The organism is Cognatundibacterium curvum, assembly GCF_014284235.1.
Taxonomy (GTDB): Bacteria; Pseudomonadota; Gammaproteobacteria; order Burkholderiales; family Burkholderiaceae_D; genus Undibacterium; species Undibacterium curvum.
Genome location: NZ_JACOGD010000001.1, coordinates 340,089 through 361,307, shown reverse-complemented (window position 1 = coordinate 361,307; position 21,219 = coordinate 340,089). Strand labels below are relative to the sequence as shown.

27 protein-coding genes are annotated in these 21,219 nt (G+C 50.6%); 21 read left to right on the top strand and 6 right to left on the bottom strand.

Annotated elements, in window-relative coordinates; all coding sequences use genetic code 11:
* The 10 genes from H8K43_RS01685 to H8K43_RS01645 all read left to right on the top strand — a co-directional run bounded on the left by H8K43_RS01685 (position 1) and on the right by H8K43_RS01645 (position 3,806).
* On the top strand, positions 1 to 660 hold the full coding sequence (locus tag H8K43_RS01685) for a hypothetical protein (RefSeq protein WP_186902246.1): 660 nt from the start codon (positions 1 to 3) through the stop codon (positions 658 to 660).
* Positions 661 to 776: 116 nt separating this feature from the next.
* Positions 777 to 908: a hypothetical protein gene (locus H8K43_RS19065; RefSeq protein WP_268970137.1), complete on the top strand. Its 132-nt coding sequence runs from the start codon at positions 777 to 779 to the stop codon at positions 906 to 908.
* Positions 909 to 958: 50 nt separating this feature from the next.
* Positions 959 to 1,543, top strand: coding sequence for a major capsid protein P2 (locus H8K43_RS01680; protein WP_186902245.1), 585 nt, complete (start codon positions 959 to 961; stop codon positions 1,541 to 1,543).
* Positions 1,540 to 1,746 carry a hypothetical protein gene (locus H8K43_RS01675; protein WP_186902244.1) on the top strand — a complete coding sequence of 69 codons (207 nt, stop codon included), beginning with the start codon at positions 1,540 to 1,542 and terminating at the stop codon, positions 1,744 to 1,746. The genes H8K43_RS01680 and H8K43_RS01675 overlap by 4 nt, the downstream gene beginning before the upstream one ends.
* Positions 1,743 to 2,111, top strand: coding sequence for a hypothetical protein (locus H8K43_RS01670; RefSeq protein ID WP_186902243.1), 369 nt, complete (start codon positions 1,743 to 1,745; stop codon positions 2,109 to 2,111). The genes H8K43_RS01675 and H8K43_RS01670 overlap by 4 nt, the downstream gene beginning before the upstream one ends.
* On the top strand, positions 2,108 to 2,281 hold the full coding sequence (locus H8K43_RS01665; RefSeq protein WP_186902242.1) for a hypothetical protein: 174 nt from the start codon (positions 2,108 to 2,110) through the stop codon (positions 2,279 to 2,281). The genes H8K43_RS01670 and H8K43_RS01665 overlap by 4 nt, the downstream gene beginning before the upstream one ends.
* Before the next feature lie 9 nt (positions 2,282 to 2,290).
* The gene (locus H8K43_RS01660; RefSeq protein WP_186902241.1) at positions 2,291 to 2,449 is read left to right on the top strand and encodes a hypothetical protein; all 159 of its coding nucleotides are present in this window, start codon (positions 2,291 to 2,293) and stop codon (positions 2,447 to 2,449) included.
* A complete protein-coding gene (locus H8K43_RS01655) occupies positions 2,442 to 2,795 on the top strand; it encodes a hypothetical protein (protein ID WP_186902240.1) in 354 nt (117 codons plus the stop codon). Before H8K43_RS01660 ends, H8K43_RS01655 begins: the two co-directional genes overlap by 8 nt.
* Before the next feature lie 362 nt (positions 2,796 to 3,157).
* A complete protein-coding gene (locus H8K43_RS01650) occupies positions 3,158 to 3,382 on the top strand; it encodes a hypothetical protein (protein WP_186902239.1) in 225 nt (74 codons plus the stop codon).
* The gene (locus tag H8K43_RS01645) at positions 3,375 to 3,806 is read left to right on the top strand and encodes a type II toxin-antitoxin system VapC family toxin (protein ID WP_186902238.1); all 432 of its coding nucleotides are present in this window, start codon (positions 3,375 to 3,377) and stop codon (positions 3,804 to 3,806) included. Before H8K43_RS01650 ends, H8K43_RS01645 begins: the two co-directional genes overlap by 8 nt.
* 36 nt (positions 3,807 to 3,842) lie before the next feature.
* On the opposite strand, the gene H8K43_RS01640 is transcribed toward H8K43_RS01645, so the two are convergent.
* Together H8K43_RS01640 and H8K43_RS01635 are read right to left on the bottom strand one after the other, a co-directional pair.
* Positions 3,843 to 4,208: a hypothetical protein gene (locus H8K43_RS01640; protein ID WP_186902237.1), complete on the bottom strand. Its 366-nt coding sequence runs from the start codon at positions 4,206 to 4,208 to the stop codon at positions 3,843 to 3,845.
* Between the two features lie 254 nt (positions 4,209 to 4,462).
* Positions 4,463 to 4,891, bottom strand: a complete 429-nt coding sequence (locus H8K43_RS01635; RefSeq protein ID WP_186902236.1) for a hypothetical protein — start codon at positions 4,889 to 4,891, stop codon at positions 4,463 to 4,465.
* 299 nt (positions 4,892 to 5,190) lie between these two features.
* On the opposite strand from H8K43_RS01635, the gene H8K43_RS01630 reads away from it, so the two are divergent.
* From H8K43_RS01630 to H8K43_RS01615, 4 genes are all read left to right on the top strand, one after another.
* Complete coding sequence (locus H8K43_RS01630) at positions 5,191 to 5,649, top strand: group III truncated hemoglobin (protein ID WP_186902235.1); 459 nt, start codon at positions 5,191 to 5,193, stop codon at positions 5,647 to 5,649.
* A 21-nt stretch (positions 5,650 to 5,670) separates the two neighbouring features.
* A complete protein-coding gene (locus H8K43_RS01625) occupies positions 5,671 to 6,684 on the top strand; it encodes an alternative oxidase (RefSeq protein ID WP_186902234.1) in 1,014 nt (337 codons plus the stop codon).
* A 40-nt stretch (positions 6,685 to 6,724) separates the two neighbouring features.
* The gene (gene hmpA / locus H8K43_RS01620) at positions 6,725 to 7,891 is read left to right on the top strand and encodes an NO-inducible flavohemoprotein (RefSeq protein ID WP_186902233.1); all 1,167 of its coding nucleotides are present in this window, start codon (positions 6,725 to 6,727) and stop codon (positions 7,889 to 7,891) included.
* Positions 7,892 to 8,270: 379 nt separating this feature from the next.
* Positions 8,271 to 9,383, top strand: a complete 1,113-nt coding sequence (locus tag H8K43_RS01615) for an HAF repeat-containing protein (protein WP_186902232.1) — start codon at positions 8,271 to 8,273, stop codon at positions 9,381 to 9,383.
* Positions 9,384 to 9,430: 47 nt separating this feature from the next.
* Here H8K43_RS01615 and H8K43_RS01610 read toward each other — a convergent pair whose 3' ends face one another.
* Positions 9,431 to 10,456: a site-specific integrase gene (locus H8K43_RS01610; protein ID WP_186902231.1), complete on the bottom strand. Its 1,026-nt coding sequence runs from the start codon at positions 10,454 to 10,456 to the stop codon at positions 9,431 to 9,433.
* Positions 10,457 to 10,653: 197 nt separating this feature from the next.
* On the opposite strand from H8K43_RS01610, the gene H8K43_RS01605 reads away from it, so the two are divergent.
* From H8K43_RS01605 to H8K43_RS01575, 7 genes are all read left to right on the top strand, one after another.
* On the top strand, positions 10,654 to 11,736 hold the full coding sequence (locus tag H8K43_RS01605) for a DNA-binding protein (RefSeq protein ID WP_186902230.1): 1,083 nt from the start codon (positions 10,654 to 10,656) through the stop codon (positions 11,734 to 11,736).
* A 245-nt stretch (positions 11,737 to 11,981) separates the two neighbouring features.
* Positions 11,982 to 12,269, top strand: a complete 288-nt coding sequence (locus H8K43_RS01600; RefSeq protein WP_186902229.1) for a FeoA family protein — start codon at positions 11,982 to 11,984, stop codon at positions 12,267 to 12,269.
* Complete coding sequence (gene feoB / locus H8K43_RS01595; protein ID WP_186902228.1) at positions 12,269 to 14,158, top strand: ferrous iron transporter B; 1,890 nt, start codon at positions 12,269 to 12,271, stop codon at positions 14,156 to 14,158. The genes H8K43_RS01600 and feoB overlap by 1 nt, the downstream gene beginning before the upstream one ends.
* Before the next feature lies 1 nt (position 14,159).
* On the top strand, positions 14,160 to 14,435 hold the full coding sequence (locus H8K43_RS01590) for a hypothetical protein (protein ID WP_186902227.1): 276 nt from the start codon (positions 14,160 to 14,162) through the stop codon (positions 14,433 to 14,435).
* Positions 14,436 to 14,563: 128 nt separating this feature from the next.
* Positions 14,564 to 15,166 (top strand): hypothetical protein, encoded by a 603-nt coding sequence (locus H8K43_RS01585; RefSeq protein ID WP_186902226.1) that lies wholly within the window; start codon positions 14,564 to 14,566, stop codon positions 15,164 to 15,166.
* Between the two features lie 47 nt (positions 15,167 to 15,213).
* Positions 15,214 to 15,903 (top strand): helix-turn-helix transcriptional regulator, encoded by a 690-nt coding sequence (locus tag H8K43_RS01580; protein ID WP_186902225.1) that lies wholly within the window; start codon positions 15,214 to 15,216, stop codon positions 15,901 to 15,903.
* Positions 15,904 to 16,017: 114 nt separating this feature from the next.
* Entirely contained in the window at positions 16,018 to 16,389 is a 372-nt protein-coding gene (locus H8K43_RS01575) for a VOC family protein (protein ID WP_186902224.1), read from the top strand.
* 77 nt (positions 16,390 to 16,466) lie between these two features.
* Here the strand turns inward: H8K43_RS01575 and H8K43_RS01570 are convergent, their stop codons facing one another.
* From H8K43_RS01570 to H8K43_RS01560, 3 genes are all read right to left on the bottom strand, one after another.
* Positions 16,467 to 18,071 (bottom strand): ABC-F family ATPase, encoded by a 1,605-nt coding sequence (locus H8K43_RS01570; RefSeq protein ID WP_186902223.1) that lies wholly within the window; start codon positions 18,069 to 18,071, stop codon positions 16,467 to 16,469.
* Between the two features lie 216 nt (positions 18,072 to 18,287).
* Positions 18,288 to 18,977, bottom strand: a complete 690-nt coding sequence (locus tag H8K43_RS01565; RefSeq protein ID WP_186902222.1) for a histidine kinase — start codon at positions 18,975 to 18,977, stop codon at positions 18,288 to 18,290.
* Between the two features lie 154 nt (positions 18,978 to 19,131).
* Positions 19,132 to 21,210, bottom strand: a complete 2,079-nt coding sequence (locus H8K43_RS01560) for a 3-hydroxyacyl-CoA dehydrogenase NAD-binding domain-containing protein (RefSeq protein WP_186902221.1) — start codon at positions 21,208 to 21,210, stop codon at positions 19,132 to 19,134.
* Positions 21,211 to 21,219 lie beyond the last annotated feature (9 nt).

Here is a 21,219-nt window from a genome sequence, read left to right as displayed (position 1 = left end):
ATGAATAAGGCGTCAATCATTGCGGTGATTGGCGCGTCAGGCACGGGCAAAAGCTCGTACATCAAGGGCGAATTGCTGAAGCGCTACAGCCGTTTGCTGATCTGGTCGCCATTGGAAGAAACGGACAATTACGCCAGCTTTTGCGGGGGCGTGGTCGTCAAAAAAATCACTGATCTGATTGCGCAGATAAAAGCCGGAACAAAGTCAATTGTCTATTTCCCGAAGGGGTCTGACAAGGAAGTAAAGACGCAGTTTGACCGATTCTGCCGATGCGTCTGGGAAGTCGACGGGGCGCATGTGCTGGTAGAAGAGTTGAGCCGCGTCACGATGGCGTCATGGGCTCCGCCTGCATGGAAAAACCTATCTACAGCGGGGCGGCATCGTGGCCTGACGTTGATCGGGACCAGTCAGCGGCCTGCGAACATTGACAAGGATTTTTTGGGCAACTGCACAGAAATACGATGCTACCGCGTGAACTACGACACGGACGCAAAGGTAATGGCTGATGCGCTTGGCCTGCAGACCGATTACGGAAGCGGCAAAAAGGGCGCGGCTGTCGCAATTCGCCCACAAAAGCAACTGCGAGACCTGCCGAATTTTAATTTTTTCCACAAAAACCCAGATCTGACGGTCGGGCGCGGCGTCAATAAATCCCTGTAACGGTAACGGTAACGGATTAGTTACCGATACAGGGCATTTTCAGGGGCGGGCTGATGTTGCACAGTGGGGGCGTTTTCAGTCGGATTAAATCCATTAATTTTTTTGAGGTCGTGACCATGAATAAGCAAGTTTTACACACTGCCCTGATCGCCGTAGCTGCCATTGCTGCTGTCGCATTTTTTCAGGCAAACGTAATGACGATACCTGTCGTAGGTGAATTCCTGCCAGGCGCTAAAAAAGCAGCCTAAGCCTGCCTGAGCGAAGTCGAAGTTAAACCAATCAAGAACAGGGAAAAGCCATGTTTGATAAATTAAATGATTTTCAGAACCGTGCGCCAGGTGCAGTGGCGGTTCTGACTATTCCACCAAATCGTACAGTGGACAAAATCCACTTGCGACTGCCTGCAGGTGTGACCAAAAACAAGATCACCCGCATTGAAGGCAAGATCAATGATCGCCGCTTCTTCGAAGACACAGGCGATAACGTCACCGTGCGTGACAATTACCTGTCCGGTAATGGCTCGTTTGTGGATCCTCAGGTGATTACGCTGGACTTCACAGAGCCAGGTGCTCGCGGTGGTGCGCCTGAACAGTATCTGACTTCGTTGCCAGCTAACCTGATGAAAACGTTAAAGTTTGAAATCACGCTGGATGCTAGTCTGACAGTTGCGCAAGCTGGTGCAATCATTGCTGAGTGTGACTACCGTGGTCCAACTCAAAACCCTTTCATCATGCGCCGCCAGTGCATGACGCAGGCGCTGTCCTTCATCGGTGAAAATGATCTGATCTTGCCTAACGGTCAGGCAGGTGGCCTCATCAAACGTATGTGGGTGCATCACACAGGCCATATCAAGGCGGCAGAAATCCGCGCAGATATTGCATGAAACAGGGTGAACTGATTATGTTGGGGCTGACACTGGCAGCGGTAGGCGGTGCGGCATGGTGGTTTTTCTGGCGCGATAGCACTGATAAGCCCGTAGAAATTGAAACAGGTAAAAAGGGCTGGCAGGTATTCTCGGACGGCACAGAGATTGACCCTAAGGGCAATTACTACCTGAACGGCAAACTGATCTGGAGTGCGCCTTGAATATTCGCTTAGTTGGTTATGCCGTGGCCGGAATCGCCGTTATCGGCGTGGCCTATTACGCTTACCAGCGTGTAACGGGTATTGCTGGTGACGTAATCGACACTGCAGGGGAGGCGCTCAACGCGATCAATCCGCTGAATGATGACAATGTGATTAACACGGGAGCCATTGACTTGTACCAGAAGGTAACGGGCAGCAAAGGGACAATAGGAACGGATTTATATGACTGGCTGCATCCGGATATGTCTGGCTTGGGAACCAATATTGCAGGCCAGCCAGGTTATGACCCGTTCAAGGCAGAAACAGACAAAAAAGGCAATGTGGTCGCGCCAGCGGTGGGCGATTGGAGAGGTTCGAAGTTATGAATATTAAAAACGTGATGCCTCCTGCGACTTCCATAGTGCGCGAGGGGCTGATTACATTGGGCGGCATCCTGCTGGCAGCGTTCATCATTTCGCGCTGGCCTCAGGCCAAAAAGTTTGTCGAATCCAACTCGCTGACGGTCAAAGACCAAGCAGGAAATACAATTTTCTAAGGGGAACAGATGAAGCAACTGAAAGAGCCCAGCACATGGGCAGGGCTGGCAGCAGTGCTGCAGGGTTTGAAAGTGGCAGTGCCAACTATGGCACTTGTGTTCGATGGTCTGTCGGTGGCCTGCGGTGGGTTGGCAATGGTACTTCGGGAGTCACAGGCGCATGAATAAGCAAAACCTGATGCTGATCGGCGCGCTGGTCGCAATTGCCGTGATCTGGAAAAAACGAACAGTGCCAATTACGACCGGCGCAACTACGATTGTGCAAAAACCGGTAGAGGCCGTGAATGCCGGCATTGTGCCGCAGGGCTTAAAACAGTTGCTGACCGGTGGCACTGATGTGGCACTGCCGTTCTTTCCACGTGAACCGCGTGACCCGATGGGATTTCCGGTTGATACCGTGAATACAGGAATTGTGCAGCCAGGTTTCAAGCAGTTGCTGACCGGTGGTAATGATGTGGCGCTGCCGTTCTTTCCACGTGACCCGATGGGCTTTCCGGTAGATAGTGGGGCTTAAAATGGGCGGCATGTCATTTATCGAAGTGTTGCAGTTGCTGTCATCGTTGGGTGTGTTCACCGGTGGAATAGGGGTAATGAAATGGGGTGTCAGTGTCGAAGTGCGCCTGAGGGCGCTGGAAGCCAGGCGGACAAAATGAGATACATCAAATATGCAGCAATTGCTGCAGTCGGTGCATGGGTGTTCAGCCGATACTTGCTGACTAAATTGCAATAGCAATCTAAGATTTGCACTCTTTTCGAAAAGGAGCCAAGCAAATGATTAAAAAACCATGACAGCCGCCGTAGTAGTAGCGGCTGTTTCTTTATATTCCGGAGATCTTTTCATGATATATAATCAGTGCTAACAAATGGAGGTGCATCATGGTCATGGTGACAGAAAGACGTATAAAAAATACCGCAGCCGAATCGGGTAAAAGCATGCGTAATATCAACGTTGCGAATGGTGATATTTTAATTATTCACCGTAGAAGCAATCTGGCTGAAGCTAGGAAAATGGCGGCTGAAATATTGGTGGAATCAAATAATCGAAAGACAGGACTGAACTCACGGGAAATTCTTGAAGACGCAAGGAATGAGCGTGGCTGAAGTCGTTGTGTTAGATGCGGGAGTCGCGCTGGCATGGTTTATTGATCCAATAGGCGAGCGGCAGGAATACGCAGCAGCATTGCTGGAAGCTGTAAAAAAGAACAAAGTAAGTTTTATCGTACCGGATATTTTTTTTGTTGAGGTGCCATATGTCCTAATGAAGGCATTCAATAAAAATAAAATTTCTCAGACGACATTAAATCAAGCGGCACGATTTATTGATTTAGTGACGGCGGACGTTGTACCGTCAAATCTGAGCATTGAGGAAAATATCCAGAAGGCGCTGAAGTGGGAACTGAAAGCATATGATGCGACTTATTTTGACTTAGCGGCAAAGCTGGATGTTCCGATTGCAGCAATAGACGTAGATTTAGTGAAAAAGGCAGAAAAATTCAAAATTCCATTGTGGAAGCCAAAGCAATGACGAAATGAGGAAAGCCCGCAAGATCGCGGGCTTTTTTTATGCCTGCAGGGGCTGACTGATTTCTGTAATGATTTCACTGATGGTAGTCTCTTTGCGTTTGCGTTCTGCTGATCGCGCCTGAATCTGGTAAATGTTAGGGAACTCAATAACAGAGCCGGAAACGACACCCAGGCGCTGATGGTGCTTTACGCCAGTCATCAGACGCATGCGGGCTGCATGTTCCTGTTCCTGCAGGCGCAAAATTTCGATTACCCACCAAGGGACAGGCTGCTTTCCGGTTGACCACAATCTGATGATTTTCTCAGATCGCCTTAGGCGTTTAGCCATCGCCGTGACGGTGGAAAACTGCAGGAAATAGCGGAATTGTTCAGCGTCACCGTAGCGCAGGTTTGGATACTTCATAATGTCCTATTGATAATGAAAAGGCCGGATTCTAGTCCGGCCTGAGAAAAACATTTTGACAAGAGGTAAATTTTTACAAGGTAGTAGATTTCGCATAATTTATATTATGTAAAATGCGTTATTGACTAACTACAGTAAATTACATCAGGAAACGGCTCTGGATTGTTAAATGCAGTTTGAGCTGCGCTTGCCTACGCAAGGGCTAATCCTGCTTGGCGCTGAAAGATCAGCAATCTCTTTTTTTAAACGCATACTCATGTTTCGGCACCAGGTAGACTTACCTTGTCTTTAGCATTCGCTCCAGTCTGGGACGTATATCGCTTATATGTCGCTATCAGCGCGGAAGTAATCAGCATCACTGATAGTGCTGCAACTCCGCATAATTGCTCGATGCCCGAAATATATGGCGGTATTTTTGGTGACTCCGTGACCAATTCTTGTGGCAATTTAACGTGAACAAATGCAGCAGAATAAAAATCAAAGAAAATACGTCCATCAAAGTAAAAATAATTAAATTCAAAAGTTGGAGCGGCCTCATATACGGTGAAATATTTTTGCCAGACAAGTCCCTTCTTAGCATAAATTTCCTGAATCTCTGCACGTACTTTGATGTTATTTAGCTCCAAGTCTACGCATCCCTTACGTTCATTTTCAGGCTGTTTAAAACATTGCTCTAAATTCATCGATGTACCTCTGGAATGAATAGATATTTGAGGTTCAGCATAGATACCTCGACTATCGGGTCTGTTCTTAATAATTATTGTTCTTATATCATCGCTCGATTCTAATAAACTGACTTCCAGAAAACTAGCGTAAAGCACTAATTTTCAACGAACTTTTGCGTATAAGCTGAAATACCAGTTTCCAATAATCAATATTCAGGTTCCAGACTCCTGCATATAAAGATTCATTTAATTTGCACCTAATTCTTTTTCGCATTAAAATTCATTTTAAATGAATGTTTTTGAATTTCATGGAGGTAATGATGGCATTTGAAAGTAATGAAGCTGCTAAGGTTGTGAGCGAAGAACAGATTACTCAGCTTGTTCACCGTTTCTATGAGCGGGTGCTGCAGGATAAGGAATTATCGACGGTGTTCGCTGCAGCTATTCCTGCGGCTAAATGGCCGCAACATCTGGCGCTGATGGTTGACTTCTGGTCTTCCATCATGCTGGGCCGCGGGCGTTATCACGGCAAACCTATGCAGGTGCATATGCGTCACCTTGAGTCGATACAGCCGGAAATGTTTATCAGTTGGCTGGGGCTATGGTCGCAAACCTGTACTGAACTGCTGGTGCCGGACTTGGCTGAGGCAATGCTGAGTAAGGCTGAGAACATCGCCAAGAGCCTGCAATTTTCGCTGTTCGGTATTTACCAGGACATTCCACGTTCTGCCACCAATTCGCCGGCATCGGTAAATCTGGCATCAGGAATTCATTGAATAATTGAAGAGGACAAGATCATGAAACGAGATAACACCCCCACTATTCCTGTGGTTGATTTGAGCGTACATCATCAACCTGGCGATATGTCTGACCGCTTTGCATTGAGCGTGACCAAGCTGTTGCGCTGGTGTGCGGATACCTTTTTTGCGAAACGCTATGGACATAGAGCGATCGTATTAGAAACGGTGGCTGCGGTACCAGGCATGGTAGGCGCAACGCTGACCCATTTGCGCTGTTTGCGCAAGCTGGAAGCGGACCGGGGCTGGATCCGTACCTTAATGGAGGAAGCGGAAAACGAGCGCATGCACTTGATGACCTTTGTCGCCGTCGCTCAGCCTACGCTGTTTGAGCGCTGGCTGATCTTGTTGGTGCAATGGCTGTTTTATATCGGCTTCTTTGTTTTGTATTTGTTCAGTGCACGTACCGCGCACAGGCTGGTTGGCTATTTCGAAGAGGAAGCGGTCATCAGTTATACCCACTATTTGAATGAAATCGATGCTGGTCGCAGTGCCAATGTACCGGCACCGGCAATCGCGCTGCAGTATTGGGGCTTGCCTGCCAATGCGACTTTGCGCGATGTGGTTTTAGTGGTCAGGGCAGATGAGGCACATCATCGCGATGTGAATCACGGCTTTGCAGCGCAGTTGGGCGATCACGCAGTCGACCTCGATCTCAGCCCAGATTTGGCGCCCTACCCCTGGCATGCATCTACGCTGGAAATTGAAAAACCAGCTATCACGCCCTACCGTAAGACCGCTGATTTCAATGAAACGACCTTACCGGCTGCTTTGAAACGACGCCATAACACGGCCAGTGGCGTATGGGGTGTGGTCCGGGTGAAACAGGGGCAGTTGAAGCTGACCTTTTTGGAACCCCATTCCGAACAAGTACTTGATGCGAGCAATCCCGGCTACCTGGCCCCGCAGCAAGATCACTTTGTTGAGCCCTTAGGCAAGGTCAGTGTCTGTGTGGAGTTTTATCACAGCGATCCCCGCCCTGCCCGCGCCTGCAACGCCAGCAAATCCCTTTAATCCCTTTCCCTTATTCCTTTTATTAAGAAAAGAGCCAACGATGATGTCACCTGAACAAATCTCTATTATTCAAGCCACAGTACCGATTTTGGAAACCGGTGGTGAGGCGCTGACCACACACTTCTACAAAATCATGTTGAGCGACTATCCGGAAGTCCGCTCTTTATTCAACCAGGCCCATCAGCAACAGGGAACTCAGGCCAGAGCTTTGGCAAACGCAATTTTGCGCTATGCACGCTGCATCGACAATCTGGGTGCAATGGGAAACTTGCCAGCGCTGATCATACAAAAACATGTGGCTTTGCAGATTTTGCCTGAGCACTATCCTATCGTTGGCACCTGTCTGTTACGTGCGATTCGCGAAGTGTTAGGCGCGGAAGTCGCCACGGATGCTGTAATCGATGCCTGGGGTGCAGCGTATTGGCAATTGGCGAATATCCTGATTGCGGCTGAAACGGGTGAATATGAAAAACTCGCTTCAGCCCCCGGCGGCTGGCGTGGTGCCCGTCAGTTCAAAGTAGCCGCTAAGCAGCCAGAAAGCAGCGAAATCACCTCGTTTTATCTGGAGCCTTTGGATGGTGCAGCGGTGATTCGATATCAGCCGGGTCAATATCTGGGACTGAAATTATTGATAGACGGACAGGAAGTGCGCCGTAATTATTCTTTATCGCAGCACGCTGATGGTCGTTCTTTACGCATCAGTGTCAAACGTGAAGCCGGTGGCATCGTGTCTAACTATCTGCACGATCAGGTCGCGATTGGTCAGGTGTTGGAGGTTTTTCCGCCTGCTGGTGAGTTTGTATTGAAAGCTGGTACTGCGCCCCTAGTGTTGATTTCTGGCGGCGTCGGCATTACGCCCACGCTGGCAATGAGTGAGGCGGCCTTGTTGGCAGGAGATCGCGAAGTCGTGTTCATCCATTATGCGCGCAATGCAGAAGTGCAGGCTTTCAGTGCTACTTTGTCGCAATGGGAGCGAGAATATCCGCAGTTCCGGAAATATATTGTGCTGGAAGATGGCACGGATGATGTAGTTGCCGGCCGCCCTTCGCTGACGCACTTAAAGCATTGGATACCGGCGCAGTCCCATGCTTATTTTCTGGGCCCTAAGCCTTTCATGCGAGCTATTCATCAGGTTCTGAAGACGCTTGGCGTGCCTGAGGAAAATCGCCGTTATGAATTTTTCGGCCCGGCAGAGGCCCTGCAATAAGCCCGGGGAGCACGAGCAGGTCTCCGGTGCAAAGCAATGAATTCGTATCGGACCACTTGCTGCGTTCTCCATTAACAAATCCAGCTGTATGAAAAGATGGCTGTGCCATCGATCCCTTGCAGCTGGCACAGCGTTTTGAAGGCCAGCCAGTGCTGAGGATTTCTGGCAATTGCCCTTCGCTTTAGTCTGATAAATACAATAAAAATCAGCATCTGCGCCAGATTAAGATCAACATTATCCGTATCAGACATACAACTAATGACAGAATAATTCTTGCCATTAAGGAAAAACGCTTTATATTTGTAAGACTGCCAAATTATTTGGCACGAAGCAATTCACCGTCACTCATTGATTCACTTCGCTGATTTAGGATGATGTTATGCGCTGCTACACTTACCGCCCCGCCCTGCTCATTTTGATGCTCAGCGTCCTATGCGCTGAAGCACTGGCTACAACGAACTCACTCGGCATACAACGCAAAATCTATGGCGAATCAATTGCCTACGATATGAATGCGTCCGGTCAGGTAGCCGCTGTCATTAAGGAGAAAAACGGCATTTCGCACGCCGTTGTCCTCGATAAAGGCAAGCTGACACGTTTGGAAGCAGATGACGTCTCAGAAAGTGAAGCGAAGCGCATCAATGAAAAAGGCGACATCATCGGTTCGGCTAAGCGCGATGGAATTTGGCGTGCATTCATCTACAGCAATGCCAATGGCAGACGAGAAATTGACAGCCTCGGCGGCCGTCACAGCTATGGCGCTGCATTAAATAATAGTGGTACTGCAGTGGGTTTTTCTGATACACCAGACGGTGACTGGCATGCCTTTATCCAGAAAGATGGACAAGCGGTGAAAGACCTGGGGACACTGGGTGGCAAGGTCAGTTATGCCAGCAGTGTCAATGCCCGTGATCAGGTTGTCGGTACGGCGATGGACAATGATGGTTATCGTCACGCTTTTTTGTATGACGAAGCGACGGGGATGCGCGACCTGGGCACTCTGGGCGGACAACTCAGCTCCGCCACTGCACTGAACGACCATGGCGTCGTCGTCGGCTCTTCCCTCACTAAAGACAGACGCTGGCATGCTTTCATTCACGATGGCACGCGCATGATAGACCTGGGTGCAAAAATCGGATTTGGCGATAGCTTTGCGACCGGCATTAATAATCAAGGGCATGTGGTTGGTATTGTCGATGTGCCGGACATGCGCCTCGCCTTTGTCTGGCGTGATAACAAAATGATTTTGCATCCAAGTGGTAAAAGCCTGTATCTGACAAATGCGATAAATAATCAGGGCCAGGTTATTGGTGCAAGTTACGATCATGGCTTAAACGCGGCGACCATGCCGTCGAATTCTGTGCCATTTGTGGATTATGGTGGCAGTAAGATACTCGGTTTTAATATGGTCTTTTTCAGCCTGGCTTTGCTGACGGCGATTTTCAGAAAACGGCTCAAAGGGCTCTTCTTTTCAGAGCGCTTGTCGGGCTGAGTCAAACACAAGTGCTAAGGTGACGCTAAATAGATGCAACTCAGCACTTATTTCTTGCGCTCAGTTTTTCCTGCTGCGGATAGACTGAGCAGACTCATCATCGCATTTTCCTCAAACAAATCCGCCTCTTCGATATAACCATGTACCGTGCCATCAAAACGCCAGCCGCCCTGGCGTTTGATGTCGCGGAAACTGGCCCCGGCGCGATAAGCACTGGTCGCCATGCCGCGTCGCAGACTATGACTGCTGAAGCCAGTTGTCTCGCCCAGACCGCAATTGCCTGCATGTTTTTTTAAGATGGTATTCATGCTGGCCGGATGCAGGCCTGCTTCTGCGACTTGCTGCCATTGATTAATCCCGCGAAAAATCAGGCCTTGCGTAATACCGGCGGCGGCCAGCCAGACTTTCAAGGCGCGCGCGGCACAACAAATATGTTCACCATAGGGGATGGCTTTGCTTATCCCCTCCCCGCTTTGATCAGTCTTAGAACGTGGTAACAGGATGCGTATACCGGCTTTTTCCCACTGTATGTGTTCGACTCGCAAACTCACCAGCTCAGAACGCCGGAAGCCGCCGAAAAAGCCTAGCTGCAGCAAAGCGCTGTCACGCCGCGCGCTGAGTTCATCCCGACTGTCCAGATAAGTGACCAGTACTTCTAATTGCTCAAGCTCTAAGGCCTTGGCTTTCTTTTTAGGCTTGCCGCTGACGCGCTGTATGCCAGTCAGTAATTTACGCAGCCCGCTATGCGCGGTCGGATCGGCAAAGCCTTGATGGTGATGCCATTGCGAAAGTGCCGTCAATCGTAATGCCAGGGTGCGCGGATTCAGCTGTTCAGCATGCGCAAGCAGGTAATTCCGTAGTTGATTTTCACTCGCAGGCAATACGCCGCCCCACTTCAAGAAGTGACGCACCGCAGACTGATAGGTACGCCTGGTGTTGTCTGAACTGGCTGCCTGGATATAAGCGGCCTGACGCAAAACCAACTCCCCTGCCCTGCCATTTGCGATCGTTACACCCTTCTCCTCCTCGGGATGGATGGCATTTTCCTGTTTTGATTGGGGCGTGAGCTTCATTTGGTGGAGAAAATTCCGAATGTGGGGTTTTGTTTTTCTGTAGCCGGGCGTTACACCTGAATTTACTTCTTATTCGATTATAACACGCGATAATATACATTATCGCGTGTTACATTTTGTTTTGAGAAACCGAATTTTTATGAATAATTAATGTACTATTACGTATTACGTAATAACGCATCTTATTTGAGGATATCATGGCGAGAGCTGGCATACTGTATTCAGATGTAGTCCGCGCAGCGAGCGAATTGTTGGCGGCGGGAAAAACGGTGACGGTCGACAATGTGCGAAAAGCCATGGGTGATACCGGCAGCAAAAGTACGATTGCGCCCTATCTGAAACAATGGAAAGAAAGCCAGGAAGGCGAAGCGCGCTTACAGCAATCCAGCCTGCCCGAGGGCTTGCTGAATCAGGTCAAGGCCTTGTATGCAACATTGAAAGAAGACGCAGCGCTGAATATGCAGGCACAGGAGGCGGAATTTGCAGAGAAAGAAACTGACTTTGCGTCGCAACGCGCCGCATGGCAGGCCGAGCAGCAGCAATTGCACGCAACAAATGAACAATTGCGTACAGAGCTGGCGGAATGGCGGCAATCCGCCAGAGATACAGAAAAGCAATGCGCGCACATGTCAAAGTCATTGCAACAACTGCAGGCCGAGCATCAGGCGCTAATGCAGCGTTTCACTGACAAGGAACAGCAAGTGACTGAATTGAAGCAGCAAAATACGCAGCAAATCAGGCAATTCGAGCATTTGCAACAAGCCGCACTGACCCAGCGCCAGGAAGAAAGAGCAAGCTTTGAAGCCAGGTCATCACAATTAGAAGCACAACTGCAGCAAGCCCGCCAGCAACAGCAGGCACTGCAAGAGCAATTTGCGCGTCAAAGCTCGGAACAATCCAGTCTGATGCAATTGTATGAAGCACTATTGAATAGCCATCAGCAACTGAAACTCAGCGCAGAGCAAGATAAGCTCAGCTTGCAAGAGTTGCAGTTCACGATACGGCTGCGCGATCAGGAATTGGCCGGAATGGCGGACAAGACGGCGCTCAGTGAGCAAAAACGCCAGCAATTGCATGATGAGCTGCAAATAACGCGCCACATGCATGTACAGCAGGAGAAACAGTGTCGCAAATTAGAGCTTGAACAACTGGAAATGCGTGAATTGCATGAAGCAGAAAGACGTCAATACGAAGCCAGCCTGTTGAAGCTGACGCAGGAAATGCAAAGGGAAATATCCGTTGCGGCAGCCAGACTTGCTGGCAAGCTTCAAAGCGAATAATTCATCTGGCGCTTTGCCACCCCTCTTTATTGATACAGATCATTCTTTGGGGCGATCAGGCCGACACGTCCAGTATGCGATATAGAAGTGTTGTACACTGAGTGATATTGAGATATATTCTCATTATCATTTAGAAGTGGAAAAGACCAGTAATTTGACGCCTGTGTGCCGGGCCTGTTGTTTCTTGTTCACATGGCAATCAAGTTGTGATCCACTTCCCTCACCCTACTTTGGAATGGCTCTCTATGAAAGCTTTTTTGAATGGCGTTCCCACTACGCTGGATCGCTTGCGTGTTGGCACCCAGGCAGTTGTGACCGATGTCAGCAGTCAGCAGCATGATCAGCCGGGAAACCATACTGAAATTGCCCGACGCTTGAAAGAACTGGGCTTTGTCAGCGGTGAAATGGTGCAGATTTTGCACAAGGGATATTTTGGTGGTGAGCCGCTGGCTGTCCGCGTTGGTCAATCCACTTTTGCTTTACGACATTTTGAAGCTGCACTGATAGGTGTAGCCCTGCCTGGTAGCTGCTAATGACAAGTTCCACCCTCGCCTCACCCCGTATTGCCCTGGTAGGAAATCCAAACTGTGGGAAAACTGCATTATTTAACCGCCTGACTGGTGCACGCCAAAAGGTCGCCAATTACGCCGGTGTCACCATAGAAAGAAAAGAAGGTAAGTTTACTTCTCCTTCCGGTCGCCACTGGCAGGTCTTGGATTTACCAGGCACTTACAGTCTGCATGCGATTACGCCGGACGAAAAAATCACCGAAGAAGTCATTACCGGGCAGCGCGCCAATGAAGCGCTGCCGGATGCTGTGCTGTGCGTGGTGGATGCGAGCAACCTCAAGCGCGGCTTACGTTTGGTGTTTGAATTAAAAAGCCTGAATCTACCCTGCATCCTGGCCGTCAATATGATGGACGTAGCGCGCCGCCACCACCTGGAAATTGATGTGGCTGGCCTGCAAACAGAGCTTGGCATCCCAGTCGTGGAAACAGTCGCAGTTGACAATCATGGCATAGATAGTTTGCTTGGTGAACTCGAAGTGCTGGCAAAGCAGCTAAGCGTTGTGCAGCGCGAATTGCCACTGGCATTGGATAAGCAGACACCAGAGGCGATACAGGCACAAGTCAATGCAGTGCTCGAAAAATGCGTGCGCAGCCCGGCAGCGCAACAGGCAGAATTGCACAGACTCAGTTTCCGCGTCGATCAGTGGGTATTGAATCCCATAATCGGTCCCTTTATTTTTGCACTGCTGATGTTCCTGGTATTCCAGGCGGTATTTGCCTGGGCCCAGATTCCTATGGAGTTCATCAAGTCCAGTATGGAAGCCTTTGGTACACTGGTAGAAACCCATATGCCTGAAGGTATGCTGCAGGGCTTGCTGGTCAAGGGTGTGATAGGCGGTGCCGGTAGCGTGCTGGTGTTCTTGCCGCAAATTATCATCCTGTTCTTCTTCATCCTGGTAATGGAAGATTCCGGTTACTTGCCACGTGCTGCGTTTTTGTTGGACAGAGTGATGGGTAAGGTCGGTTTGTCTGGCCGTGCCTTTATTCCCCTGCTGTCCAGCTTTGCCTGTGCTATTCCGGGTGTGATGGCAACCCGCACCATACAAAATCCGCGTGATCGTCTGGTTACCATCATGATTGCTCCGCTGATGACTTGCTCTGCCCGTCTGCCGGTGTATGCCTTAATCATTGCCGCCTTCATCCCTGAGCGTGAAGTGTTGGGTGTACTCAGCTTGCAAGGTCTGGTGCTGTTTGGTCTGTATCTGGCTGGCATCGTTTCAGCGATGTTAGTGGCACTGGTCTTCAAGAAAAAATGGGGTAGCTCTGAGAAGCATCCGCTGATGCTGGAATTGCCTGACTACCGCCTGCCAAATGGCCGCAACCTGTTACTGGGCTTGTGGGAGCGCGTGAAAATTTTCACGACCCGCGTTGGCACGATTATTCTTGCGCTCATGGTCTTGCTCTGGTTCCTGAGCAGCTTCCCGGGTGCACCGGACAATGCAACTCAGCCTGCGATTTACTACAGTATTGCTGGCTACCTTGGCCGCATGCTGGAAGTAGTGTTTGCGCCTATTGGCTTTAACTGGCAAATTTGTATTGCACTGGTTCCCGGACTGGCAGCGCGTGAAGTTGCTGTCGCCGCACTGGGTACGGTGTATGCATTATCCCAGAACGGTGAGGAACTGGCGCACTCGCTGGAGCCGCTGATCGCCCAATCCTGGAGCTTGCCAACCGCATTGTCCTTGCTTGCCTGGTACGTGTTTGCACCGCAATGTATCGCGACCCTGAGTGTGGTCAGACGTGAGACCAATACTCTGCGCTATCCACTGCTGATGGCAGCTTACCTGTTCGGTCTGGCATACACCGCTTCATTTATCACTTATCAGGTGTCGCGTTATTTATTGGGAAGCTAAAATGCTGCAGACCATTATTACGATTTCTCTGGTTTTTATGGCTGCCGCGTATTTGTTGCTGAAGTGGTTGCCAGGGCCATGGGCGACGCGTTTACACCTGCGTCTGCAAAAGATATCTCCTGCATCGGCCCGCCGCTTCCGTGCACTGTCCCGTACTTGCGGCGACAGCTGCTCATCAGGTTGCGGTGGTTGCGCTTCATCGGAGGTCAAAGCAGTTTCAGCTGATATTGACTCAAGATTGCAGGGGAAAACAGTGATTTATCTGAAAAAGCAATAGCCTGTAACCAACGAAATTTCCTGCTATTCCCCACGATACATAGCCAAACTTAATGCTCTCGGGTATGCTTTCCTGAAATTATCATTCTGAAAGTTAAAAGAATGAAAAACTGATGGAGACGTTGTTGCATGTTCGCAAGTATTTACGATAAGACTGACAAAGGGCGACAAGAAATCGCCACCCGGCAATTCCAGTTGCAAAACCGTTTACGTACGCTACTGGTGATGGTGGATGGCAAACAAAGTGCTGCTGAATTGTTACGCAAAGTTCAGGCTTTGGGTCTGGATGAAAATAGCGTACAGGAACTGATCGATGGGGATTTCATTTCTCCGATAAAAGACAGCGTTGAAGTTGTGACTACCCTTCCAGTTACGCCCGACGCGCTTGAGCCTGTGCAGCATCAGCAGGGCTCGCCTGATCCTTCCACCGTATCGACTTCGGTTTCTGATGTCCCATTACCAGAATTATCTGGTGCTGAACAATTTCAGGCGGTCTACCGGTTTTTCAATGAAACGATAAAAGCCAATCTGGGCTTTCGAGGCTTTGCATTGCAGCTTAAGGTGGAGCGTGCTGGCAATCTGGAAGACTTTGAATACTTACGCATTCCTTTTCTGGAAGCGGTCATGAAGGCAAAAGGGCGTGATTTTGCGCGCAACTTGCGCGATCAGCTCGATATCTTGTTGTATCAGGGCCGCCAGATACACGGACACACCGTGCTGGACGACGAATAGGCGATCGAACTGATTTTACAATCTACAACATAGCGCCCTCTTACCGCATGTCACGTGCCCAACGCCTGCTTGATCTGATTCAGATTCTGCGCGGCCATCGTTTTCCGGTGACCGGCACCGAGCTGGCGAAGCAGCTTGGTATCAGCCTGCGCACGCTGTATCGCGATATTGCCACCCTGCAGCAGCAAGGCGCCGATATCGCGGGCGAACCCGGATTAGGTTATGTCTTGCGGCCCGGTTTCGTGTTGCCGCCGCTGATGTTTTCTGAAGACGAAATAGAAGCACTGGTGCTGGGCTCGCGCTGGGTCGCACAACGCACAGATGACAGGCTGGCTGCCGCAGCGAAAAATGCTCTCACCAAGATTGCAGCCGTGTTGCCGGATGAACTCAGGCATATACTCGATGCTTCCGCCTTACTGATAGGCCCTGCTACCGGCCATCCCCACAGCGACGAAGCGCTGCAACAAATCCGTCATGCGATACGCTCTGAACGCAAATTAGAGCTGCATTATCGCGACCTCAAAGGCAAGGCCACGTTGCGCACCATTTGGCCATTTGCATTGGGCTATTTTGATCAGGCGCAAGTCCTGGTTGGCTGGTGCGAAATACGCGAAGGCTTCCGGCATTTTCGCACCGATAGAATTGTATCGCTGCGGGTCACAGAACAGCGCTATCCACGCCGTCGCCAGGCCTTGCTCAAAGCCTGGCGTGAAACTGAGGGCCTTCCTCTGCAATAAGGGTAGTGACGACTACTGACAAAAACTGACAGTAGCCAGTCTTATGATGCTGAATACCGGGCAGCTAACCCCGTATTCCTATTCATTACTCACCTCACCATTGCGGAGACTATCTTGATCGATCCTAACTTCATTCTTTTGTACGTCAACAACCCGGAAACCAGCGCCCGTTTCTATACCGATTTAATGGGTAAGTCACCGATAGAATCCTCCCCTACTTTTGCAATGTTTGCGCTTTCTTCCGGCATGATGCTGGGCTTATGGAGTCGCCATACTGTAGAGCCATCGGTACCTGCGCACGGGCTTGGCGGCGAATTAGCGTTTGCAATCGGCAGCGATCAGGAAGTGGATGAACTGTATGCGAGCTGGTGCACACGCGGGTTGACGATTGCTCAAACACCGACGCAGATGGATTTTGGCTATACCTTTGTGGCACTGGATCCGGATGGCCATCGCTTGCGCGTGTTTGCGCCAGCTGAACACTAAGCGGTCAAGTACACAGGTCACAAAAACAAAAAAGCCAGGCGAACCTGGCTTTTTTTATGGGGCAGAAACTTAAGCCATTAAGACTCGATGCCCTGGCTGTTCAGATACTCTTCATAGGTGCCATGGAAGTCGATAATTTCTTTATCTTTGATTTCCAGAATGCGGGTCGCCAGCGAAGAGACAAATTCACGGTCATGCGATACGAAAATCAGTGTGCCTGCATATTTTTCCAAAGCCACGTTGAGTGACTCGATGGATTCCATGTCCATGTGATTGGTCGGCTCATCCATCAGCAAGACATTATGACGGCCCAGCATCAGCTTGCCGTACATCATGCGTCCTTTTTCACCACCGGACAGCACTTTGACCGACTTTTTCACATCATCACCACCGAACAGCAAACGGCCAAGGATGGAGCGTACCGCCTGATCATCGTCGCCTTCCTGGGTCCACTCACCTATCCAGTCAGTCAGGTTTTTATCGACCGCGAATTCTTCAGTAGGATCCTGAGGCATATAGCCGACATTGGCGTTTTCAGCCCATTTTGCTACGCCATGATCTGCCTCCAGACCGGCGATGTCTGTGCCGCCTATGCAGCGCAGCAGCGTCGTTTTACCTGCGCCGTTGGCACCGATAATCGCGATTTTCTCACCGGCTTCGACCATCAGATCAAAGCCGCTGAACAGCGTGCGATCGTATTTTTTGGTCAGGCCCTGAACTTCTACCGCCAGACGATGCAATTTCTTTTCACCGTCAAAGCGGATGAAAGGATTCTGGCGGCTGGAAGGTTTGAATTCTTCGATTTTGATCTTGTCGATCTGCTTAGCACGTGAAGTAGCCTGACGCGCCTTGGATTTGTTGGCCGAGAAACGACGTACGAAGTCCTGCAATTCAGCGACTTTCTCTTTGGCTTTGGCATTGTTCGCCAGTTGCTGCGCGCGTGCCTGGGACGATGCCAGCATGTAGTCATCGTAATTGCCAGGATAGATTTTCAGCGTGCCGTAATCCATATCCGCCATGTGGGTGCAGACCTGATTCAGGAAGTGGCGATCATGGGAAATGATGATCATGGTGCAGTTGCGCTGATTCAGCACTTCTTCCAGCCAGCGAATGGTGTTGATGTCCAGATTATTGGTTGGTTCGTCCAGCAGCAGGATGTCAGGATTGGAGAACAGTGCCTGAGCCAGCAACACACGCAGCTTCCAGCCTGGGGCAACCGCACTCATCGGTCCCTGATGCTGATCGATAGGGATGCCTACGCCCAACAGCAACTCACCGGCGCGCGCCTCAGCCGTATAGCCATCGTACTCAGCAAACTTGGCTTCCAGATCAGCCGCTTTCATGTAGTCTTCATCCGTTGCTTCCGGATTCGCGTAGATCGCATCGCGTTCAGACATTGCAGCCCACATCTCGGTATGGCCCATCATGACCACATCGAGTACGCGCATTTCTTCGTATGCAAACTGATCCTGGCGTAACTTACCCAGACGCTCATTCTGATCCAGCATGACGGTACCGGAGGACTGTTCCAGATCGCCACCCAGGATTTTCATGAAAGTAGACTTGCCGCAGCCGTTGGCGCCAATCAGACCATAACGATTGCCTTCGCCAAACTTAACTGAGATGTTTTCAAACAGTGGCTTGGGGCCAAACTGCATGGTGATATTAGCTGTTGAGAGCACTGAAGAACCTTTTGCAATAGAAAGTGAACCGGTTTGTCTCCATCAGGCGCTGCATAGAGCCGCGTGATCTGTAGGATACAAAGCAATTACGAATGGGATTTAACCTTGCATTATAACATCGCTTGCGGGTGTCATATGGCAAAAAGACGGGGGCCAGCATGGACTCCCCGTCTTTAGTATTTGATTCTGCCTGCTGATTGGCGCAGGCAAGCAGGCTCAGGCTTGCAGTATCTCAGGCAATGCGAGTACCACCGCCAGCAATAAGGCCAATTCTTGCCCATTGAACAGGTTTTGTTCAAAAGCTTCAGAGTCGATAATGCCGACTACTTCGCCCTGTTCATCGAGCAAAGGCAGGCAGGCTTCCGCTTTTACTTTCGGGTCACAGGTATAGTATTCGCCACCGCCTGCGACATAGCTCGCGACATCATTGATAATCCTGCCCTTCCCCGATAAGCCCACGGTGCTGTTGTTACTGATCGCTGCAAATTCGGGGGTCAATGGAAATTCTGCGCGGGATGCAGCGCCGAAGTAAGCCAGCTTCATCAAGACCGCGTCAGCACCTGCACGTTCCTGTTTGCGGTACACACCAAACCAATGACTGGCGCTGCGGGCCTGATAAAAGGCGACCAGCGCAGTGACTTGCTGCAGCATCTGCGTGTTTTGCGCATTGACACCGCCCAGTGCGCTGGCCAGATCAAAGGGCTGCGCCGCTAATTGCCCAAACAAAGAACAGGCTCCGCCCTCACCCAGCTCGGGCACCTGATACTGCCATTGCACTTCGGCAGCTCCACTTTGTGCCAATGTCAGCTTTAGCTCTGCAGCGTAAGCCGCAACTTGTTGTTCAAATTCCGGGTTAGCTGCATATTGCTGAAGGCCGCTGCGTTCTATATAAGTGCTCAGGTTCATAGTGCAAATTTAATTGATCGATGTCAGTAGAATTCGGCCGAGTCTAGCAGAAATACTCAGATATTGCCGGGCAGATAAATCGGCCACATAAAAAAGCCCCCTGCAATTTTGCAGGAGGCCAGTCTGTAAATCAGCTTCTGATGCTGACCCGGCTTCAGTTAAAGGTTTTACCGTCCGCTGCGAGTTTAGCCAGTAATGGCGCGGGTTTCCAGGCTTCGCCGTGGCGACCCTTGGCGTATTTTTCCATCGCTCTGACCACATTACTCAGACCTACAGTGTCGGCATAAAACATAGGGCCGCCGGTATGCAGCGGGAAGCCATAGCCAGTCAGGTAAACCATGTCGATGTCGGAAGCACGGTTAGCGATGCCTTCTTCAAGGATATAGGCAGCTTCGTTAACTAGCGCATAAATCAGGCGTTCCGTGATTTCCTGGTCGCTGATTTTTCTGCGCTCCACACCAATATCCGCAGAGTGCTTAACGATCATGTCATTGACCACTGTCGATGGATAAGGCTTGCGATCACCCGGTTTATAGTCATACCAGCCAGCGCCGGTTTTCTGACCGAAGCGTCCCATTTCACACAAGAGATCAGCGGTTTTCGAATAGATGATGTGTGGTTTCTCCACATAACGGCGTTTGCGGATATACCAGCCTATGTCGTTACCAGCCAGATCGCCCATGCGGAACGGGCCCATCGCGAAGCCCAGTTTTTCAACGGCCTTATCGACTTGCTCAGGTGTGCAGCCCTCTTCCAGTAAATATCCTGCCTGGCGGCTGTACTGTTCTATCATGCGGTTACCAATGAAACCATCGCAGACGCCGGATACCACGCCGGTTTTACGGATTTTCTTCGATAAAGCCATAACCGTCGCCAGTACATCTTTCGCAGTCAGCTTGCCTCTGACGATCTCCAGCAACTTCATCACATTGGCCGGGCTGAAGAAATGCGTGCCGATCACATCCTGCGGACGCTGGGTAAAGGCGGCGATCTGATCCACATCCAGCGTGGATGTATTGGACGCCAGTATCGCTCCGGGCTTCATGACTGCATCCAGTTGCTGAAACACTTGCTGCTTCACCGACATGTCTTCAAATACGGCTTCAATCACGATATCTGCCTGAGCGATTTCCTGATAATCCAGCGTGCCACTGATCAGCGCCACACGCTGCTCAAACTTCTCTTGCGTCAGTTTGCCTTTTTTGAGCGTGTTCTCGTAATTCTTACGGATAGTCGCCAGGCCCTTGTCCAGCGCTTCCTGCTTCATTTCGAGGATGCGTACCGGTATGCCGGCGTTAGCAAAATTCATTGCAATGCCGCCGCCCATGGTACCGGCGCCAACCACGGCCACCGATTTAATGGTGCGTACCGGGGTATCGTCTGGCACGTCAGGCAGCTTGCTGGCCGCACGTTCTGCGAAAAACGCGTGACGTAATGCCTTCGATTCTGTGGTTTGCACCAGTTTCAGGAATAACTCGCGTTCAAACTGTATGCCATCGTCAAATTTCTTGCTGACCGCTGCAGCGACTGCCTCTACGCAAGCCAGAGGCGCAGGGAATGGGCCGGACATGGCTTTGACGGTGTTTCGGGAAAACTGCAGGAAAGCTTCGTAGTTGGGGTAGTCAATGCGGATATCGCGCACTTTAGGCAAAGGACGGACGGCAGCCACCTGATTAGCAAAGGCGGTAGCGGCAGTCATCAAATCCCCTTCGGCGATTTGATTAAACAGCGCTGTCTGCGCCAGCTTTTCTGAGCTCACAGGATTGCCGGAAACGATCATATTCAAGGCTGTCTCAAGCCCGACTACACGTGGCAGGCGCTGCGTGCCACCGGCGCCAGGCAAGATGCCGAGCTTCACTTCCGGCAGTGCAATCTGCGCTCCCGGGCTCGCAATGCGGTAATGACAGCCCAGCGCCAGCTCCAGTCCGCCACCCATGCACACGCTGTGGATGGCCGCGATGACTGGTTTCTCTGCTTCTTCCAGCACGCTGATCACGGTATGCAGGCTGGGTTCTGCGAAGGCTTTTGGTGAATTGAATTCTTTGATATCCGCGCCACCCGAAAACGCTTTGCCTGCGCCAGTAATGATGATGGCGGTGACGGCCGCATCTTCCTGCGCACGGCTGATGCCTTGCACGATGGCCTGGCGGGTCGCGTGACCCAGACCATTGACCGGTGGATTATTCAGGGTAATGACAGCCAGATTGCCCTGTACTTGATATTCAGCGCTCATGTCTCTTCC

Excerpts from the sequence above, each read along its gene's own strand:
- H8K43_RS01610 (WP_186902231.1), bottom strand. The coding sequence starts at position 10,456 with ATGAAGCTCACGCCCCAATCAAAACAGGAAAATGCCATCCATCCCGAG.
- H8K43_RS01560 (WP_186902221.1), bottom strand. The coding sequence starts at position 21,210 with ATGAGCGCTGAATATCAAGTACAGGGCAATCTGGCTGTCATTACCCTG.
- H8K43_RS01675 (WP_186902244.1), top strand. The coding sequence starts at position 1,540 with ATGAAACAGGGTGAACTGATTATGTTGGGGCTGACACTGGCAGCGGTA.
- H8K43_RS01615 (WP_186902232.1), top strand. The coding sequence starts at position 8,271 with ATGCGCTGCTACACTTACCGCCCCGCCCTGCTCATTTTGATGCTCAGC.
- feoB (WP_186902228.1), top strand. The coding sequence starts at position 12,269 with ATGACAAGTTCCACCCTCGCCTCACCCCGTATTGCCCTGGTAGGAAAT.
- H8K43_RS01685 (WP_186902246.1), top strand. The coding sequence starts at position 1 with ATGAATAAGGCGTCAATCATTGCGGTGATTGGCGCGTCAGGCACGGGC.
- H8K43_RS01640 (WP_186902237.1), bottom strand. The coding sequence starts at position 4,208 with ATGAAGTATCCAAACCTGCGCTACGGTGACGCTGAACAATTCCGCTAT.
- H8K43_RS19065 (WP_268970137.1), top strand. The coding sequence starts at position 777 with ATGAATAAGCAAGTTTTACACACTGCCCTGATCGCCGTAGCTGCCATT.
- H8K43_RS01665 (WP_186902242.1), top strand. The coding sequence starts at position 2,108 with ATGAATATTAAAAACGTGATGCCTCCTGCGACTTCCATAGTGCGCGAG.
- H8K43_RS01660 (WP_186902241.1), top strand. The coding sequence starts at position 2,291 with ATGAAGCAACTGAAAGAGCCCAGCACATGGGCAGGGCTGGCAGCAGTG.
- H8K43_RS01650 (WP_186902239.1), top strand. The coding sequence starts at position 3,158 with ATGGTCATGGTGACAGAAAGACGTATAAAAAATACCGCAGCCGAATCG.
- H8K43_RS01680 (WP_186902245.1), top strand. The coding sequence starts at position 959 with ATGTTTGATAAATTAAATGATTTTCAGAACCGTGCGCCAGGTGCAGTG.
- H8K43_RS01590 (WP_186902227.1), top strand. The coding sequence starts at position 14,160 with ATGCTGCAGACCATTATTACGATTTCTCTGGTTTTTATGGCTGCCGCG.
- H8K43_RS01580 (WP_186902225.1), top strand. The coding sequence starts at position 15,214 with ATGTCACGTGCCCAACGCCTGCTTGATCTGATTCAGATTCTGCGCGGC.
- H8K43_RS01625 (WP_186902234.1), top strand. The coding sequence starts at position 5,671 with ATGAAACGAGATAACACCCCCACTATTCCTGTGGTTGATTTGAGCGTA.
- H8K43_RS01635 (WP_186902236.1), bottom strand. The coding sequence starts at position 4,891 with ATGAATTTAGAGCAATGTTTTAAACAGCCTGAAAATGAACGTAAGGGA.
- H8K43_RS01585 (WP_186902226.1), top strand. The coding sequence starts at position 14,564 with ATGTTCGCAAGTATTTACGATAAGACTGACAAAGGGCGACAAGAAATC.
- H8K43_RS01565 (WP_186902222.1), bottom strand. The coding sequence starts at position 18,977 with ATGAACCTGAGCACTTATATAGAACGCAGCGGCCTTCAGCAATATGCA.
- H8K43_RS01630 (WP_186902235.1), top strand. The coding sequence starts at position 5,191 with ATGATGGCATTTGAAAGTAATGAAGCTGCTAAGGTTGTGAGCGAAGAA.
- hmpA (WP_186902233.1), top strand. The coding sequence starts at position 6,725 with ATGATGTCACCTGAACAAATCTCTATTATTCAAGCCACAGTACCGATT.
- H8K43_RS01600 (WP_186902229.1), top strand. The coding sequence starts at position 11,982 with ATGAAAGCTTTTTTGAATGGCGTTCCCACTACGCTGGATCGCTTGCGT.
- H8K43_RS01655 (WP_186902240.1), top strand. The coding sequence starts at position 2,442 with ATGAATAAGCAAAACCTGATGCTGATCGGCGCGCTGGTCGCAATTGCC.
- H8K43_RS01605 (WP_186902230.1), top strand. The coding sequence starts at position 10,654 with ATGGCGAGAGCTGGCATACTGTATTCAGATGTAGTCCGCGCAGCGAGC.